Genomic DNA, 14,315 nt, shown 5'->3' on the forward strand with positions numbered 1-14,315 from the left:
TACTATCGAGCATGGCATGCTACATACCTTGCCGCATTAGCTTCAATGAGTGGCGGCGGCAGTTGATGGCACTTGTCAAAAGCGATAGGGCAGCGGTGGAAAAACCGCAGCCCTTCGGTGGATTGGCTGGGCTCGTTTGTCAGTACAAATTGCCGTTCAGAAAAGGCTATTCAAGTCTAAAATGATGGTGTTGAGACTTCCAAATTTTCATTTGGGGAAATGTCGATTGATTGAATATATAGCCTTGAGTTTTGCGGCGATAGAGTTTATTTGATGCTGCAAGTTGGGGCGTAGCCAAGCGGTAAGGCACTGGTTTTTGGTACCGGCACCCCTGGTTCGAATCCAGGCGCCCCAGCCATATCGCTTTAAAACTAATAATCAGTAGTTTAGTTGTGCTAGCAAGAGCAGGTTCAACGCAGTTTGTAACCAGTATTGGTTATGCATTATGGCCACTGGTTGGCTTACATTTTTTGTCTATCTAACTTAATCCTGCTCTCGTTTTTTACGAGCCGATTACGCTTCAGTGTAGCCGTTGCCACTTTGCGATTCGATTTTGTATCCATCCGGATAGGCACGAGAAATCTCAAGACCTATACGCATTCTCTATCCTGCTGATAGATTTTTGCGCACCAAACTTAAAGATTCCACTTCGGTGATACGTCTGCTTTACTTTCTGTAAAATTCCCTTTTGATAGCCCGCATGTTTCATAATGCGCTTAGGAGGAAGCAGTGAAAGCACTCGTTCTCGAAGAAAAGGGAAAGCTCTCGCTTAGAGATTTTGATTTGCCGAATACGCTTGGGCGTAAGGATGTGCGCATCAAGATTCACACGGTCGGCATATGTGGCTCCGATGTGCACTATTATACGCATGGGCGCATCGGGCATTTCATTGTCAACGAACCGATGGTTCTCGGTCATGAAGCATCAGGAACAGTCATAGAAGTGGGCGAAGATGTCACACATCTAGCGGTCGGTGATCGTGTTTGTATGGAACCAGGTATTCCCGATCCGACGTCGCGTGCATCGAAACTCGGTATTTACAATGTGGATCCGGCAGTTCAGTTTTGGGCTACCCCACCGGTTCATGGCTGCCTTGTGCCTGAAGTTATTCATCCAGCTGCTTTCACTTATAAACTTCCGGATCAGGTTTCATTTGGCGAAGGTGCTATGGTTGAGCCCTTCGCCATTGGCATGCAGGCCGCTTTACGTGCACGCATCCAGCCGGGTGACGTGGCTGTTGTCACGGGCGCAGGCCCTATTGGCATGATGGTGGCATTGGCAGCACTTGCTGGCGGCTGCGCAAAGGTGATCGTCGCCGATTTGGCTCAACCGAAGCTCGATATTATCGTAGCCTATGATGGCATAGTAGCCGCCAATATTCGTGAACATAACCTTGCGGAAGTCATTGCAGAACACACCGACGGCTGGGGTTGCGATCTGGTGTTTGAATGCTCGGGTGCCGCATCTGCTATTCTCAATATTGCGAACTTGGCACGACCGGGCGGTGCAATTGTACTTGTTGGTATGCCAGTTGACCCCGTTCCGGTCGATATTGTCGGACTTCAGGCCCGTGAGTTGCGCGTCGAGACCGTCTTCCGTTATGCCAATGTTTACGATCGCGCTATTGCATTGATTGCTTCAGGCAAAGTGGATCTCAAGCCGCTGATATCGGCTACATTGCCTTTTGAAGATAGCATTCTTGGATTTGATCGTGCGGTTGAAGCCCGTGAAACTGATGTGAAGCTTCAGATCACCTTTCCTCAATAGGCGATCAAGAACACTTTGGAACGCCTAGCATCAAGACAAGGCTTAACAATTAAGTTTTACGACTCTTGATGTTGTTTATGCAGCGTTGCAAGTTAGCCTTTGGCACCTCGTTTAGTCGGAGCAGAATACTCCCGACTGGACGAGGCCCTCGAGGAGACAATTGGAACGCACCTTGGCACGGCTGCACGGTTTAAGTTGCCACTTTGCATGTAGATATTCTGTGTTTTCGCACAACTAAAATGGGAGTTATAATAGTATCTAACCATAAAATGGTAATTTCCGATGTCAAAAAATATGAGGGCGATCACATCATTTATGGTCGCCTGAAAGATGCATGCCTATTGACGTTACAGCACTGAAAATACTGGTAATGTGGGGTTTCTATACACATCAAGCATATGGATTAAGGTGTCTAAGTATCAAATTGGCACTCTTAAGTGCTTCATTTTTCATAGATTACGCAAATTATAGGTAAAAAAAGTATCATAATATTCTAAGTTGTGATGTAGCCGCGGGCGCCTACACCACCCAGAATGCATCGATCATGAGACATGGTCTGGGGCAGAGGAGCCCAGGCCTTCAAACTGTATCATGGTGTGCGTCAGGGAGGATGTCATGCAACCAGATTTGGAGCTTGTGCATATCCGTAAGGGTGAGTCCTTTGCGGCATGGATGCATGGTTATCCATTCCGTACCGTGCGCTGGCATTATCATCCGGAATATGAGATTCATCTCGTCGTTGCGACTTCTGGCACCTTCTACATGGGTGATCATGTCGGGCGTTTTGCGCCGGGACAATTGATCATGACCGGGCCCAATCTGCCACAAAACTGGATCAGCGAGATTGAGCGCGGTGAAATTGTTCCCACCCGTTCTATGGTCATCCAATTCCCCGAAGCTTTCATTGAAAACGCGCTCGCAACCATGCCGGAAATGGGTAGCCTTGGCCCATTGTTGGAACGCAGCCGTCGCGGGTTGTTGTTTGATGATGCGACAAGCATCAAAATTCGCCCCCTCATGGAGCGTTTAATTGTGGCGCAGGGAATGACGCGTATCGCGTTGTTCTGGGAAATTCTCGACTTATTGGTCAATGCGCCTGAACCGGAAGTGCTGGCAAGCTTGAGCTATGAGCTGGACGTGAGACGCTTTAATCCCTGTGGCATCAATCGCGCGCTCGCTTATTTGCGTGAGCATCTGACCGATCAGATTGAAGAGAGCGAACTCGCTGAAATGCTTGGGCAGAGTCAGAGTGCTTTTTCGCGCGCTTTTAAGCGTCATACAGGGACGACTTTGGTTCGTTACCGCAATCAGTTGCGTGTAGATTTGGCTTGCCAGATGCTGCTGACGATGCCGTCAGTGCGGATTACCGATATTTGCTACGAGATCGGCTTTTCCAATTTGTCCAATTTCAACCGGCATTTTCTCAATCTTAAGGGCATGTCCCCCTCGCAGTTTCGTACCACTTTTGCCGCAAATAAAATTCCGGTGATGCAAGGCCAATCAGAGCCGGAGAATGCGGTTATTCGCAATTTGGGCGGGCGGGTTTCTGCCCAAAGCATGCAGGCATCGCCTGTCAATCTGTAACGGGAGGTAAATCTCAATGAAAAAAGCCATTTTAACAGTGAGCACTGTTCTTGCTCTTCTGGCATCGCCTGCGATTGCGCAGGAAAAGCTTAAAATTGGTATGACATTTCAGGAACTGAACAATCCCTATTTTGTATCGATGCAGGAAGCGCTCCGCGGCGCAGCTGAGAGCATCGGCGCTGAAGTTGTTGTCAGCGACGCTGGCCATAATGTGGCTAAGCAGATTTCCGACGTTGAAGATATGCTCCAGCAGAACATCGATATTCTGCTTCTCAATCCAACTGATAGTGCTGGCGTTGAAGCCGCTGTTAATGCCGCTAAGGAAAAGGGCGTTATTGTTGTTGCGGTTGATGCCAACGCCAATGGTCCGGTTGATACATTCGTCGGATCGAAAAACCGGGACGCGGGCTATCAGTCATGCACGTATCTTGGTGAAAGCCTTGAAGGCAAGGGCGAGGTTGCCATTCTCGACGGCATTCCAGTCGTTCCTATCCTACAGCGCGTTGAGGGCTGCAAGGCAGCACTCGCAGAGTTTGAGGGAATCAAGCTAGTCGATACACAGAATGGTCGTCAGGATCGCTCTGTGGCACTTGGTGTCGTTGAAAATATGATCCAGTCGCACCCTAATCTCACAGGCATTTTCTCGGTCAATGACGGCGGTGCTATGGGCGCGCTGGCAGCAATTCAGGGTTCGGGCCGTGATATTAAGCTGACCTCCGTCGATGGTGCACCAGAAGCAATTCAGGCGATCAAGGACGGCACACCTTTCATCGAAACCACCGCACAGTTCCCGCGTGATCAGGTGCGTGTCGGTCTTGCAATGGCACTGGCCCAGAAATGGGGTGCACGCGTTGTTCCTAAGGAAGTTCCGATCGACGTTATGGTGATCGATGCCAAGAACGCTGAAGGCTTCAGCTGGTAATCATCCTCCCAGCTCCCGCTCCGGGTGCGTCCGAAAAGACGCATTTGGAGCGGGAGCCCTTTATTGGTTAGGAACAAATCGTGCTTGAGCTGAAAGGCATCAAAAAAAGCTTTGGCCGGATCGAGGTTCTCCACGGTGTGGATCTGACAGTGCGTGCTGGTGAAGTTCACGCTCTTCTCGGGGAGAACGGTGCGGGCAAATCTACGCTGATGAAGATACTCTCCGGTATCCTGCGCCCTTCCGAAGGCGAAATCTGGGTTGACGGAACAGAGCGCCACTTCGCCGATTACGACGCTGCCATTCAAGCTGGCATCGGTATCGTGTTTCAGGAATTCAGCCTGATCCCGTATCTCAATGCAGTCGAAAATATGTTTCTGGCGCGTGAAATGCGCAACCGTCTTGGTCTTCTGGACCGAGCCGCCATGCGCAGCCGTGCGCGTGAAATTATGGCAAAGCTTGGCGTTGATGTGCAGATGGATCTGCCTATTAACCGGCTTTCGGTGGCAGAACAGCAATTTGTCGAAATCGCTAAAACACTGGCGCTAGATGCGCGTATTCTTATACTCGACGAGCCTACGGCAACGCTGACCCCATCCGAAGTTGAACATCTTTTTAAGGTGATGCGCGAGTTGCGCCGACAGGGTGTGGCGATCATTTTTATCTCGCACCATCTCGAAGAGATTTTTGCGATCTGCGATCGGATTACGGTCCTGCGCGATGGCAATTATATTAATTCCTGTGACGTCGCGGATGTGGATAACGACCGTCTGGTTGAGATGATGGTTGGTCGCCGGCTGGAAGCTGGTTTTCCGCCCAAGGCCGATATCGATGTGTCAGCGCCGACAATCATTGACGTGGAAGAATTGCAATTGCGCAAGGGTGGACCTGTTTCACGCTTTAGCCTGCGCAAGGGCGAGATTTTGGGTTTTGCGGGGCTTGTTGGTTCAGGCAGGACGGAAAGTGTTCTGGCCATGCTTGGCGAACATACGTCTGTTCAATGTAAGATGAAACTCAACGGCGTCGTGACGCGACTTTCGGGTGCGGATCAGGCGCTTGAAAACGGCATTGGGCTTTTACCTGAAAGCCGCAAAGAGCAGGGGCTGATCACCAGTTTCTCTATCCTGCAAAATATTTCTCTCAACAATTATGGCAAATATCGTCGCCTGCACTGGTTCGTTGATCTCAAAAAAGAGCTCGAAGCTACACAGGTTGCCATGCAGCAAGTGCGCGTGAAGGCTCAGGGGCCCTATGCGCGTATCGATACGCTGTCAGGTGGTAATCAGCAAAAAGTCGTCATCGCACGCTGGATCAATCATGACATGCGCGTGCTGATTTTTGACGAACCCACACGTGGTATTGATGTTGGTGCGAAGGCAGAAATCTATGCCCTCATGCGCGCTTTCACCAATGCCGGATATTCTATCATCATGATCTCTTCCGAGCTGCCGGAAATTATAGGCATGTCCGACAGGGTTTGCGTGTTCCGTTCCGGCGGTATCGTTGCAACGCTTGAGGGCGAGAAAATCACGTCCGAGGAAGTCATGACCCAAGCCACAACGGGGAAGCCGCACTATGTCCAATGATGCAAATATTGCCACAGCAGAAAAGAAGAGCGGCTTTTCATTGCGCAATTGGCTGCATTCGCCGCTGATACTGCCTTTGGCGGGCTTGATCGTCGTTTCGATTTTGATGGGGCTTGCCAGCGACAATTTCTTCACTGTTTCCAACATTCTCAATGTGTTGCGGCAGGTTTCTATCGTTGCAGTACTGGCTGTCGGTATGACGTTCGTCATCCTCACAGGCGGCATCGATTTGTCTGTTGGCGCGGTTATGGCACTGGTTGGAACGCTTGCTTCCGGCCTCATGGTTCATACCGGGCTTCCTGCAAGTGCTGCCCTTGCCCTTGGTCTGCTCATTGGACTTGCAATTGGCACAATTAACGGTGTGCTCGTCGCGTGGGGGCGGATGCCCGCTATTATCGTGACGCTTGCTACTATGGGCATGGCGCGCGGTATCGGTCTTATTTATTCCGGCGGTTATCCGATCAGTGGCCTACCGAGTTGGGTGTCATGGTTTGGTGTAGGGCGGATCGGTATGATCCCTGTGCCGGTTATCATTATGTTTATCATCTATGCGATTGCATGGGTCTTGCTCGAGCGGACAGCGTTTGGTCGCCATGTTTATGCGCTCGGCGGCAATGAAACCGCAGCCCGGCTTTCGGGCGTGAAAACGATGCGCGTTAAGCTTGCCGTCTATGCGATTTCCGGCCTTACATCCGCTCTCGCCGCAGTCATTCTGACCGGGCGACTGATGAGCGGTCAGCCCAATGCCGGCGTGGGCTTTGAGCTCGATGCCATTGCTGCAGTTGTTTTGGGTGGTACCGCAATTGCGGGCGGTCGCGGTCTGGTCATTGGGACACTGATTGGTGCGATCCTGCTGGGTATCTTGAATAATGGCCTCAATCTGATGGGCATCAATCCATATCTGCAAGATGTGATCAAAGGCGGCATCATCCTGCTCGCAATCTATATCGGGCGCGAGTGGCGCTAACCATTTACGAAAATTGCCGGAAACAATCTGGTGCATATACAGGAGAATAAAATGGCGGAATCGCTTCAAGGCAAGATCGCAGTCATCACGGGGGCTGCTTCAGGTATTGGTCTGGCCACAACAAAAACGCTGCTTGCCGCAGGGGCCACAGTTGTGCTGGTGGATCGTAATGAAGCAGCGTTGAATGCATTGGTGGCCGAGTTAGGCGAAAAGGCTATCGCCCAGGTGACCGATCTGCTCAATGCCGAAAGCTGCGCAGCTATGGTGCCGGAAATCCTGCAAAAGGTCGATCATATCGATATTCTTTATTGCAACGCTGGCACCTATATCGGTGGTGATCTGACTGAAACAACCGCCGAAGCTATCGATCAGATGCTCAACCTGAACATCAATGCTGTTATTAAAAATGTTCATGCTGTCGCGCCGCATATGATCGAGCGCAAGACGGGTGATATTATCGTGACCTGTTCGATCGCGGGCCATTATCCGACTTATTGGGAACCAGTCTATGCGTCGTCCAAATGGGCGGTGACATGCTTTGTACAGACTATGCGTCGCCAGATGATCCCGCATGGCGTTCGTGTGGCACAGGTTTCTCCCGGCCCAGTGGTTTCTGCATTGCTTGCTGATTGGCCTGAAGAAAACCTGCGCAAGGCTAAAGAATCAGGCAGTCTGATTGACCCGAGTGAGGTTGCTGACGCAGTCGAATATATGCTGACGCGTAAGCGTACAGTTACCATCCGCGATATGCTGGTGCTGCCGACGAACTTTGATCGGGTGTAATCGCGTTTTACGGAGAGCAGCCCTAATGGCCTCAAAATATCTGATTGGTGTGGATGTTGGTACGGGTTCCGCCCGCGCCGGTATTTTTGATCGCTCCGGCAAGCTTTTGGCGACAGCCAAACGCCCAATTGATCTTTACCGGGATGATCGTGGTTTCGTCGAGCAATCAAGCCAGCAGATATGGCGTGCCGTTTGTGAATGCGTTCGTGAAAGTGTTACAACCGCTGGTATTGACGCGGGCGAGGTGGCAGGCATCGGCTTTGATGCAACCTGCTCGCTCGTTGTCATTGGCGACGGCGATAAAACATTGCCAGTGAGCAGCGATAGCGATCGTGATGTTATCGTGTGGATGGACCATCGCGCACTCTCACAGGCTGAGCGGATTAATGCGGGCGGCTATGATGTGCTCAAATATGTCGGTGGTCGTATTTCGCCAGAAATGCAGACACCAAAATTGCTGTGGTTGCGTGAAAATAATCCCGATACCTATACAAAGGCTCGTCATTTTTTCGACCTCACCGATTTTCTGACATTTAAGGCAAGCGGCGCACTTGAGCGCTCATCGTGCACTGTTACCTGTAAATGGACTTATCTGGCACATGAAGGGCGTTGGGATGCGGATTATTTCCGTGCTATTGGCCTCGGAGATCTTGCAGACGATGATTTTAGTCGCATCGGGCAGGTGATCGTTGCACCCGGTACTCCACTTGGTCAAGGGTTGAGCAAACAAGCTGCATCCGAAATGGGACTTGTTGCAGGCATTGCAGTTGCAGCAGGGCTGATTGATGCGCATGCGGGTGGTGTAGGAACCGTTGGTGCCCGTGATGGCGTTGCCGATCCGGTGAAATGCCTGGCTTATGTGTTCGGCACATCTTCATGCACAATGACGACGACCATTGAACCGGCATTTGTTCCCGGCGTCTGGGGGCCTTATTATTCGGCAATGCTGCCAGGCAAGTGGCTTAATGAAGGTGGTCAATCAGCGGCGGGGGCTGCAATTGATCATCTTATCCAGTGTCATCCGGCAGCGCACGAAGCAGGCAGAGTTGCAAAGGCTGAAGGCAAATCTCTGCCGCAATGGCTTGGTGACAGGGCGTTGACACTAGCAAATTCACCAAGTGAGGCTGTGCGGCTCGCTGATGCGTTACATGTCGTGCCGGAATTTCTTGGTAATCGTGCACCCTTTGCCGACCCACATGCTCGTGCTGTTATTGTGGGGCAGGGCATGGAGACAGGGGTAGACTCCCTTGTTGCACTATATGTTGCAGGTCTCTGTGGCCTTGGTTACGGCTTGCGACAGATCATCGATACGCAAAGCAAAAATGGTGCCCCCGTCGAAGCAATTAGCGTCAGTGGTGGCGCAGGCGCACATCCGCTTATTCGCCAGCTTTTGGCCGATGCTTCAGGACTGCCCATCGAAGTGATCGATTGCGAGGAGCCAGTCTTGCTAGGCTCTGCAATCTTGGGAGCAATGGCAGCAGGGCTTTTTGCAGATACACAAACAGCTATGTCGGCCATGTCACGTGTTGGTACGCAATGCCTGCCGCAAACGGATATCAGACCAGTGCACGATGCGCGTTATAAGGCCTTTGTGACATTGCAGGGCAGCGCACGAGAGATACGCCAGAGCATGGCGCAGGTTTTACCTGCATAATTCAACATACAATATACGGTGTAACAAGACGCCAAAGAGGTCACTTTTATGCAGTTTTTGGGAAAGTCCGTTATCGTCACAGGTGCAGGTAAAGGCATTGGTCGCGCATGCGCGCAATTGATGGCAAGCCGCGGCGCGGAAGTGATTGCACTCAGCCGCACGCAGTCCGATCTTACGAGCTTGGCTGCCGAAATCGGCGGGCGCTCGATTCAGGTCGATCTGGCCGATGCGCAGGCTGCACGGGACGCGATCCGTGAGGCGGGAACGTGCGATTATCTCATTAACAGTGCAGGTATCAACGTGCTTGAAAGCGTTTTTGATATGACGGATGCTGGGTATGAGGCCGTTATGGGCATTAATCTGCGTGCAGCGCTGATTACCTGCCAGGAGTTTGCACGCATGCGTGTTGCAGCAGGTGGCGGAGGTGCCATCGTCAATATCACATCTATTGCCGGGCATCGCGGTTTTCAGGACCATTTGTGTTATGCCGCATCCAAGGCAGGTCTTGAAGGTGCAACGCGGGTGTTCGCTAAAGAACTTGGGCCACATGGTATCCGCGTCAATGCGGTTGCGCCCACAATTACACTCACTGAACTGGCTCTTGAAGCATGGAGCGACCCTGCAAAAAGTGCACCGATGATGGTACGGCATCCGATCAATCGTTTCGCGCAATCCGAAGAGGTTGCGCAGGCAATTGCGCTTCTTTTGAGTGATGATAGCGCTATGGTAACGGGAACTACCTTGGCAGTCGATGGTGGTTTTCTGGCAGTGTGATATCGTCAGGAGTTTTTCCTTTTGTAGAACTCCCATTACTACGCTAGCAACGCCCCCCAAAAAAAAGCCCAAGGCAAAAACCTTGGGCTATCTTCTAGAGACTGGTTGGGTCTACTTATTCGGAGACCTGTCCAAGATAGTTATCCAGACGCTCACCCTTCATGACGAGCTTTGAGCGAAGTTTGGCGGACTTTTCTTTGACTGCGTCCAGGTTGACAGGTTTGCCAACCTGAATGACGCCGATCATGGCCATCATAAGATGTGGTGGGCAGTAATAAAGATAAACGCCTTCCTGATCGACCGTTACTGTGAACTCTTCGTCGAGCTTGCTTTTCCAAGCTTTCACACCTTCAGGAACTGCGAAGGACTGAACATAGTGGCTGGAGTTTTCCGGAATAAATGTAATTGTGTCGCCAACTTCTGCTTTCACATAGCCCGGCTCAAAAACCATGCCGCCTTCTTGTCCATAATTGAGCATTTTGATCTTGTGATCTGCTGCCATAGACGCAGTGGCAATGAGGCTCAATGCAAAAGCCGCGATGATCGACTTCATAGGACTAGTCCTTCCTGATGTTGTAATGCTGGTTCGAATTTTTTGGCAATGGGTTGAATGACAGGATTTCCCGCGCGGTCACGCAGGATTTCGGCATCAACGCCGTAGGTCTGAAGAATGAGATCTGACGTTACGATATCGGCTGGTGCACCCGAAACCTGAAGACGGCCCTGAGAGAGTACGAGCAGATTGTCTGCATATTGGCATGCAAGGTTGAGATCATGCAGAACAATGACAGTGACCCAGTTGTTCGCTTGTGTCTCGCGTTTGACCAAATCTAGGAGGCCAACCTGATGTTTGAGATCAAGGGCGCTGACAGGCTCATCAAGAAGCATGGCTTTCGGCTCACGCATCAGAACTTGCGCAAACATCGTCATTTGCCGTTGGCCGCCACTCAGCGACGTCACATTTCGGTCGGCAAGATGGGCAATGCCCGCTTCTTCCAGTCGGCTCATTGCTTGATGGAGAGTTTCATCATCGATGTGCAACGATAGTTTGTCGAGCCGTCCGAGAACAACGACTTCCAGCACAGTCAGAGCTGCATCAGTCGTACTATCTTGCGGCATATAGGCGATGGCATCACGCCACTGGCGCAGTCGGGCGCTTCTATGCACACCCGTGCCGAGCGTTCGATCATTAAATGCGATCTGTCCCGTTTCCAAAGGTAAGTCGCCAAACATCGCACGAAGCAATGTGGTCTTTCCTGTGCCGTTTGGACCGATGATAACGTGAATTTTTCCCGCCTCAAGCCGTGTATCAATACTCGATATGATCGTTTGCGAGCCACGTTTTATGGATATGTTTTTCAGTTCCATCATGCGCCTCGCGATCTTGGCGCAAAGATGAGCCAAAGCAGGAAGGGCACGCCGACAATTGCTGTAACGATCCCGACTGGAAACAGAGCACCGGGTATAATTGATTTCGAGAGAACAGAGGCTGCGGACAACATTAGTGCGCCCGAGATAACAGACATTGGCAGGAAATAGCGCTGGTCTTCGCCAACTGTCATGCGCGCTATGTGCGGCGCGACAAGACCGATAAATCCAATAACACCAACAAAGCTTGTCGCGGTGGCGGTCATAATCGCAACGATGATGAGAATTTTCATTCGCAAGCGACGCACGTTGATGCCAAGGCTTGCAGCCCGCATTTCACCCATGCGCAGTGCAGCTAGCTTCCATGAATCCGCCATCAACAAACCACAGCAAACCGCCGTGACTGCTGCTGTCAGCATCAGGGTTGGCCATGTGGCTTTTGTCAAACTACCGAATAGCCAGAACAGGATCTGTTGTGACAGTTCTGGTGAAGACAGGAACTGGATCAGCGAAAGCAAAGACTGAAACAGGAAGAGCAGCGCGATGCCGCCGAGAATGATGGTTTGCGCATTCATGTGTCGCATGGATGCCAGCGTGAACAGGAACAGTGCTGCCAACATTGAGAAGGCAAAAGCACCCACAGGAACAGCGATCATCACCGGTAGGCCGAGACCGCCAATCGCAAGAACAAAAGCCGCGCCAAAGCCAGCGGCCGCCGCCATTCCCAACGTATAAGGGCTTGCCATGGGATTGTTGAGCAGTGTCTGCATCTGCGCACCACCCGCGCCAAGGGCAGCACCAACAGCAAGCGCCATCAATGCCATAGGGAGGCGGAGGTTTCTGACGATTGAATCTGTCATGGCTGCGCGTTCACCGATCCCGGTTAAGGAGCGGATCACTTCCATTGGTGACAACATTGATGGGCCGGTCGCAACGTCAAAGACAAGGCTCGCAGCCATGATTGCGAGAAAAATAATGACCGTGCGAAAGCGTTTTCGTTCGCGCGCGCGGTGGGTGGCAATCGCCGCTTTATGCCTTGAGAGAGTTGTCATGGTGGCCTGTTCAAATTGCAAAACAGGGTGCCACCATTGTGATGGTGGCACCCTTAAGCACGGAATCGCAGATATTACTTTACGCTGATTGCGAATGTTCCCTGCGGATCAACCGGCAGATACTTCTTGTAATAGCCATGGTAGTTGGCGATTGGGTCCATATCGGCAAACTGCTCAGGATAAAGTTCCTTTGCGATGTACTGAACCATCGCGAAATCCGACAGTGTGCGCGATGCACCCTGATAAACGCCATAGAGATTGCCGTCCTGAATAGCTGGCAATTCGCTCCAACCCTGACGGGTTTCAAATGCCTTGAGCTTTGCGCGCGCTTCATCAGCATTCACAGCCTGACCCATTGGCAGAGCGGTTTCATCTTTGTTGTTTTCGCGACCCGAAATCAGAATAACGTCTGGCTTGGAAGCGAGAACCTGTTCCGGATTGATTGGGCCCCACCACTCAACAAACGGCGCTGCGATATTGTCGCCGCCAGCCGCAGGGATCATCGCGCCCCACATGTTTTTGCCGTAGGTGAAAGAATATTCAGCCGGTCCCTTGTTGCCGAATTCGACATAGACCTTTGGTTTGTCTTTGCCAGCCTTGGCAACGCGATCCGAAACATCCTTCAGAGCGCCGGAATACATATCAGCGATTTCTTTGGCGCGGTCTTCGGTACCTGCGAGTTCGCCGAGAACCAGCGTAGATGCAACGTGGCGATCAACGGTCTGCGCGTTGTAATCGACGACGACGACCGGAATGCCTTCTTCTTCGAGGCGATCTGCATCAAGGCCCAGTGCCTTGTACTGCCAGTCAGCGAGAATGACGAGGTCAGGATTGAGGCTCAATACCTTTTCGACAGAGAAGGTCTGTGCTTCAACTTCACCAACATCAGGGATGTCCTTCAATGAAGGGCGATGGGTTACATGCATGTTCCAGTTAGCAGGAACCCAGCCTTCCCAAGCTTCACGCGAAATACCGACGACTGAATCGTAAGCCTTTTCGCCGCCGACTGCCATGTAGTCTTCAAAGTAGAAGCCAACGACAACACGCTTTGCAGGAAGATCGACCTTCACTTCACGGCCGATGACGTCGGTGATGGTCTTCACTTCCGCAAATGCAGGGGCTGTAAATGCAATTGCACAGGCTGATAGAAGGAGCGCGAATTTGTTAGTGATCATAATAATCCTCAGGGACACAATTTCGCGCTCCTGATATTAAAGATGACTTACTTAATCAAGTTATTTGGAAGTGAAATTCACGGTATTATATCTTCAAGAATGCCAGGCGCGAAATAATTCACCAGAAATCGGCGTTTTTCACACACGTTACCCTACTAAGGTATAATGGTTTTGTTGAAAGTTAGTTGGGGGCTGGTGTCTAAAAAAGCTGTGCTTACTACCATCTTTTCGTCAGTCAATGCGGTGATTTTGTTATGAGAGACAATAACAGATTTCAGGATCAGGAGTTTTGAGTAAAATATTTAGAATGAATAGCGAATATAGATGCCCTTATTGCAAGCCTAGATGAGTAAAACCGATGATGAGATATTTATCTCTTGCTATACGGTTTCAAATGATTTTTTTGAATTATGATATCAAATGCAAATTCTGATGATCCTGAAATTTTCGCATGAACTGCAAATATCGAAGCTTATATAATAGTATAATTGCTAATTATTTTTCAGCGGAAATATTATATTTTTATTGCGAAAAATGTATTGAAGTTCCTGAATTTTCCTGCATGGAAATAATGACTTTTTCGTCTAAATATATGGCTTCATTGCAATTTTATATAATAAATAAGAGTTCTGAAAATCCAATTGTATACCAATTAAGTCAACTTTAAATATCGTCTATGCTGCGTC

13 protein-coding genes and 1 tRNA gene are annotated in these 14,315 nt (G+C 50.6%); 10 read left to right on the plus strand and 4 right to left on the minus strand.

All coding sequences use genetic code 11. The annotated features are described in order from the left end of the window. From J2782_RS21020 to J2782_RS21065, 10 genes are all read left to right on the plus strand, one after another. Nucleotides 1–185 (plus strand): hypothetical protein (locus tag J2782_RS21020; protein WP_310016001.1); only part of this gene is annotated, 185 nt, incomplete at its 5' end. Nucleotides 186–284: 99 nt separating this feature from the next. Continuing rightward, nucleotides 285–358: transfer RNA gene (locus tag J2782_RS21025), tRNA-Gln, on the plus strand. A gap of 371 nt (nt 359–729) precedes the next feature. Continuing rightward, nucleotides 730–1,767, plus strand: a complete 1,038-nt coding sequence (locus tag J2782_RS21030) for an NAD(P)-dependent alcohol dehydrogenase (RefSeq protein ID WP_310016002.1) — start codon at nt 730–732, stop codon at nt 1,765–1,767. 615 nt (nt 1,768–2,382) lie between these two features. Next, nucleotides 2,383–3,351 (plus strand): AraC family transcriptional regulator, encoded by a 969-nt coding sequence (locus J2782_RS21035; protein WP_310016003.1) that lies wholly within the window; start codon nt 2,383–2,385, stop codon nt 3,349–3,351. A gap of 16 nt (nt 3,352–3,367) precedes the next feature. Next, complete coding sequence (locus tag J2782_RS21040) at nt 3,368–4,273, plus strand: ABC transporter substrate-binding protein (protein ID WP_310016004.1); 906 nt, start codon at nt 3,368–3,370, stop codon at nt 4,271–4,273. A gap of 80 nt (nt 4,274–4,353) precedes the next feature. Further along, the gene (locus tag J2782_RS21045) at nt 4,354–5,856 is read left to right on the plus strand and encodes a sugar ABC transporter ATP-binding protein (RefSeq protein WP_310016005.1); all 1,503 of its coding nucleotides are present in this window, start codon (nt 4,354–4,356) and stop codon (nt 5,854–5,856) included. Beyond that, nucleotides 5,846–6,823, plus strand: coding sequence for an ABC transporter permease (locus tag J2782_RS21050; RefSeq protein ID WP_310016006.1), 978 nt, complete (start codon nt 5,846–5,848; stop codon nt 6,821–6,823). The genes J2782_RS21045 and J2782_RS21050 overlap by 11 nt, the downstream gene beginning before the upstream one ends. A 51-nt stretch (nt 6,824–6,874) precedes the next feature. Further along, the gene (locus J2782_RS21055; protein ID WP_310016007.1) at nt 6,875–7,606 is read left to right on the plus strand and encodes an SDR family oxidoreductase; all 732 of its coding nucleotides are present in this window, start codon (nt 6,875–6,877) and stop codon (nt 7,604–7,606) included. A 25-nt stretch (nt 7,607–7,631) separates the two neighbouring features. After that, the gene (locus J2782_RS21060; protein ID WP_310016008.1) at nt 7,632–9,260 is read left to right on the plus strand and encodes an FGGY-family carbohydrate kinase; all 1,629 of its coding nucleotides are present in this window, start codon (nt 7,632–7,634) and stop codon (nt 9,258–9,260) included. Nucleotides 9,261–9,308: 48 nt separating this feature from the next. Then, nucleotides 9,309–10,034, plus strand: a complete 726-nt coding sequence (locus J2782_RS21065; RefSeq protein ID WP_310016009.1) for an SDR family oxidoreductase — start codon at nt 9,309–9,311, stop codon at nt 10,032–10,034. 115 nt (nt 10,035–10,149) lie between these two features. Here J2782_RS21065 and J2782_RS21070 read toward each other — a convergent pair whose 3' ends face one another. The 4 genes from J2782_RS21070 to J2782_RS21085 all read right to left on the minus strand — a co-directional run bounded on the left by J2782_RS21070 (nt 10,150) and on the right by J2782_RS21085 (nt 13,629). Further along, nucleotides 10,150–10,587 (minus strand): pseudoazurin, encoded by a 438-nt coding sequence (locus tag J2782_RS21070; protein WP_310016010.1) that lies wholly within the window; start codon nt 10,585–10,587, stop codon nt 10,150–10,152. Further along, a complete protein-coding gene (locus tag J2782_RS21075; protein ID WP_310016011.1) occupies nt 10,584–11,405 on the minus strand; it encodes an ABC transporter ATP-binding protein in 822 nt (273 codons plus the stop codon). Before J2782_RS21075 ends, J2782_RS21070 begins: the two co-directional genes overlap by 4 nt. Then, nucleotides 11,402–12,454 carry a FecCD family ABC transporter permease gene (locus J2782_RS21080; RefSeq protein WP_310016012.1) on the minus strand — a complete coding sequence of 351 codons (1,053 nt, stop codon included), beginning with the start codon at nt 12,452–12,454 and terminating at the stop codon, nt 11,402–11,404. The genes J2782_RS21075 and J2782_RS21080 overlap by 4 nt, the downstream gene beginning before the upstream one ends. 74 nt (nt 12,455–12,528) lie before the next feature. Then, nucleotides 12,529–13,629, minus strand: coding sequence for an ABC transporter substrate-binding protein (locus tag J2782_RS21085; RefSeq protein WP_310016013.1), 1,101 nt, complete (start codon nt 13,627–13,629; stop codon nt 12,529–12,531). Between the last annotated feature and the right edge of the window lie 686 nt (nt 13,630–14,315).

It is taken from the genome of Brucella pseudogrignonensis (assembly GCF_031454375.1).
GTDB classification, from domain to species: Bacteria; Pseudomonadota; Alphaproteobacteria; order Rhizobiales; family Rhizobiaceae; genus Brucella; species Brucella pseudogrignonensis_A.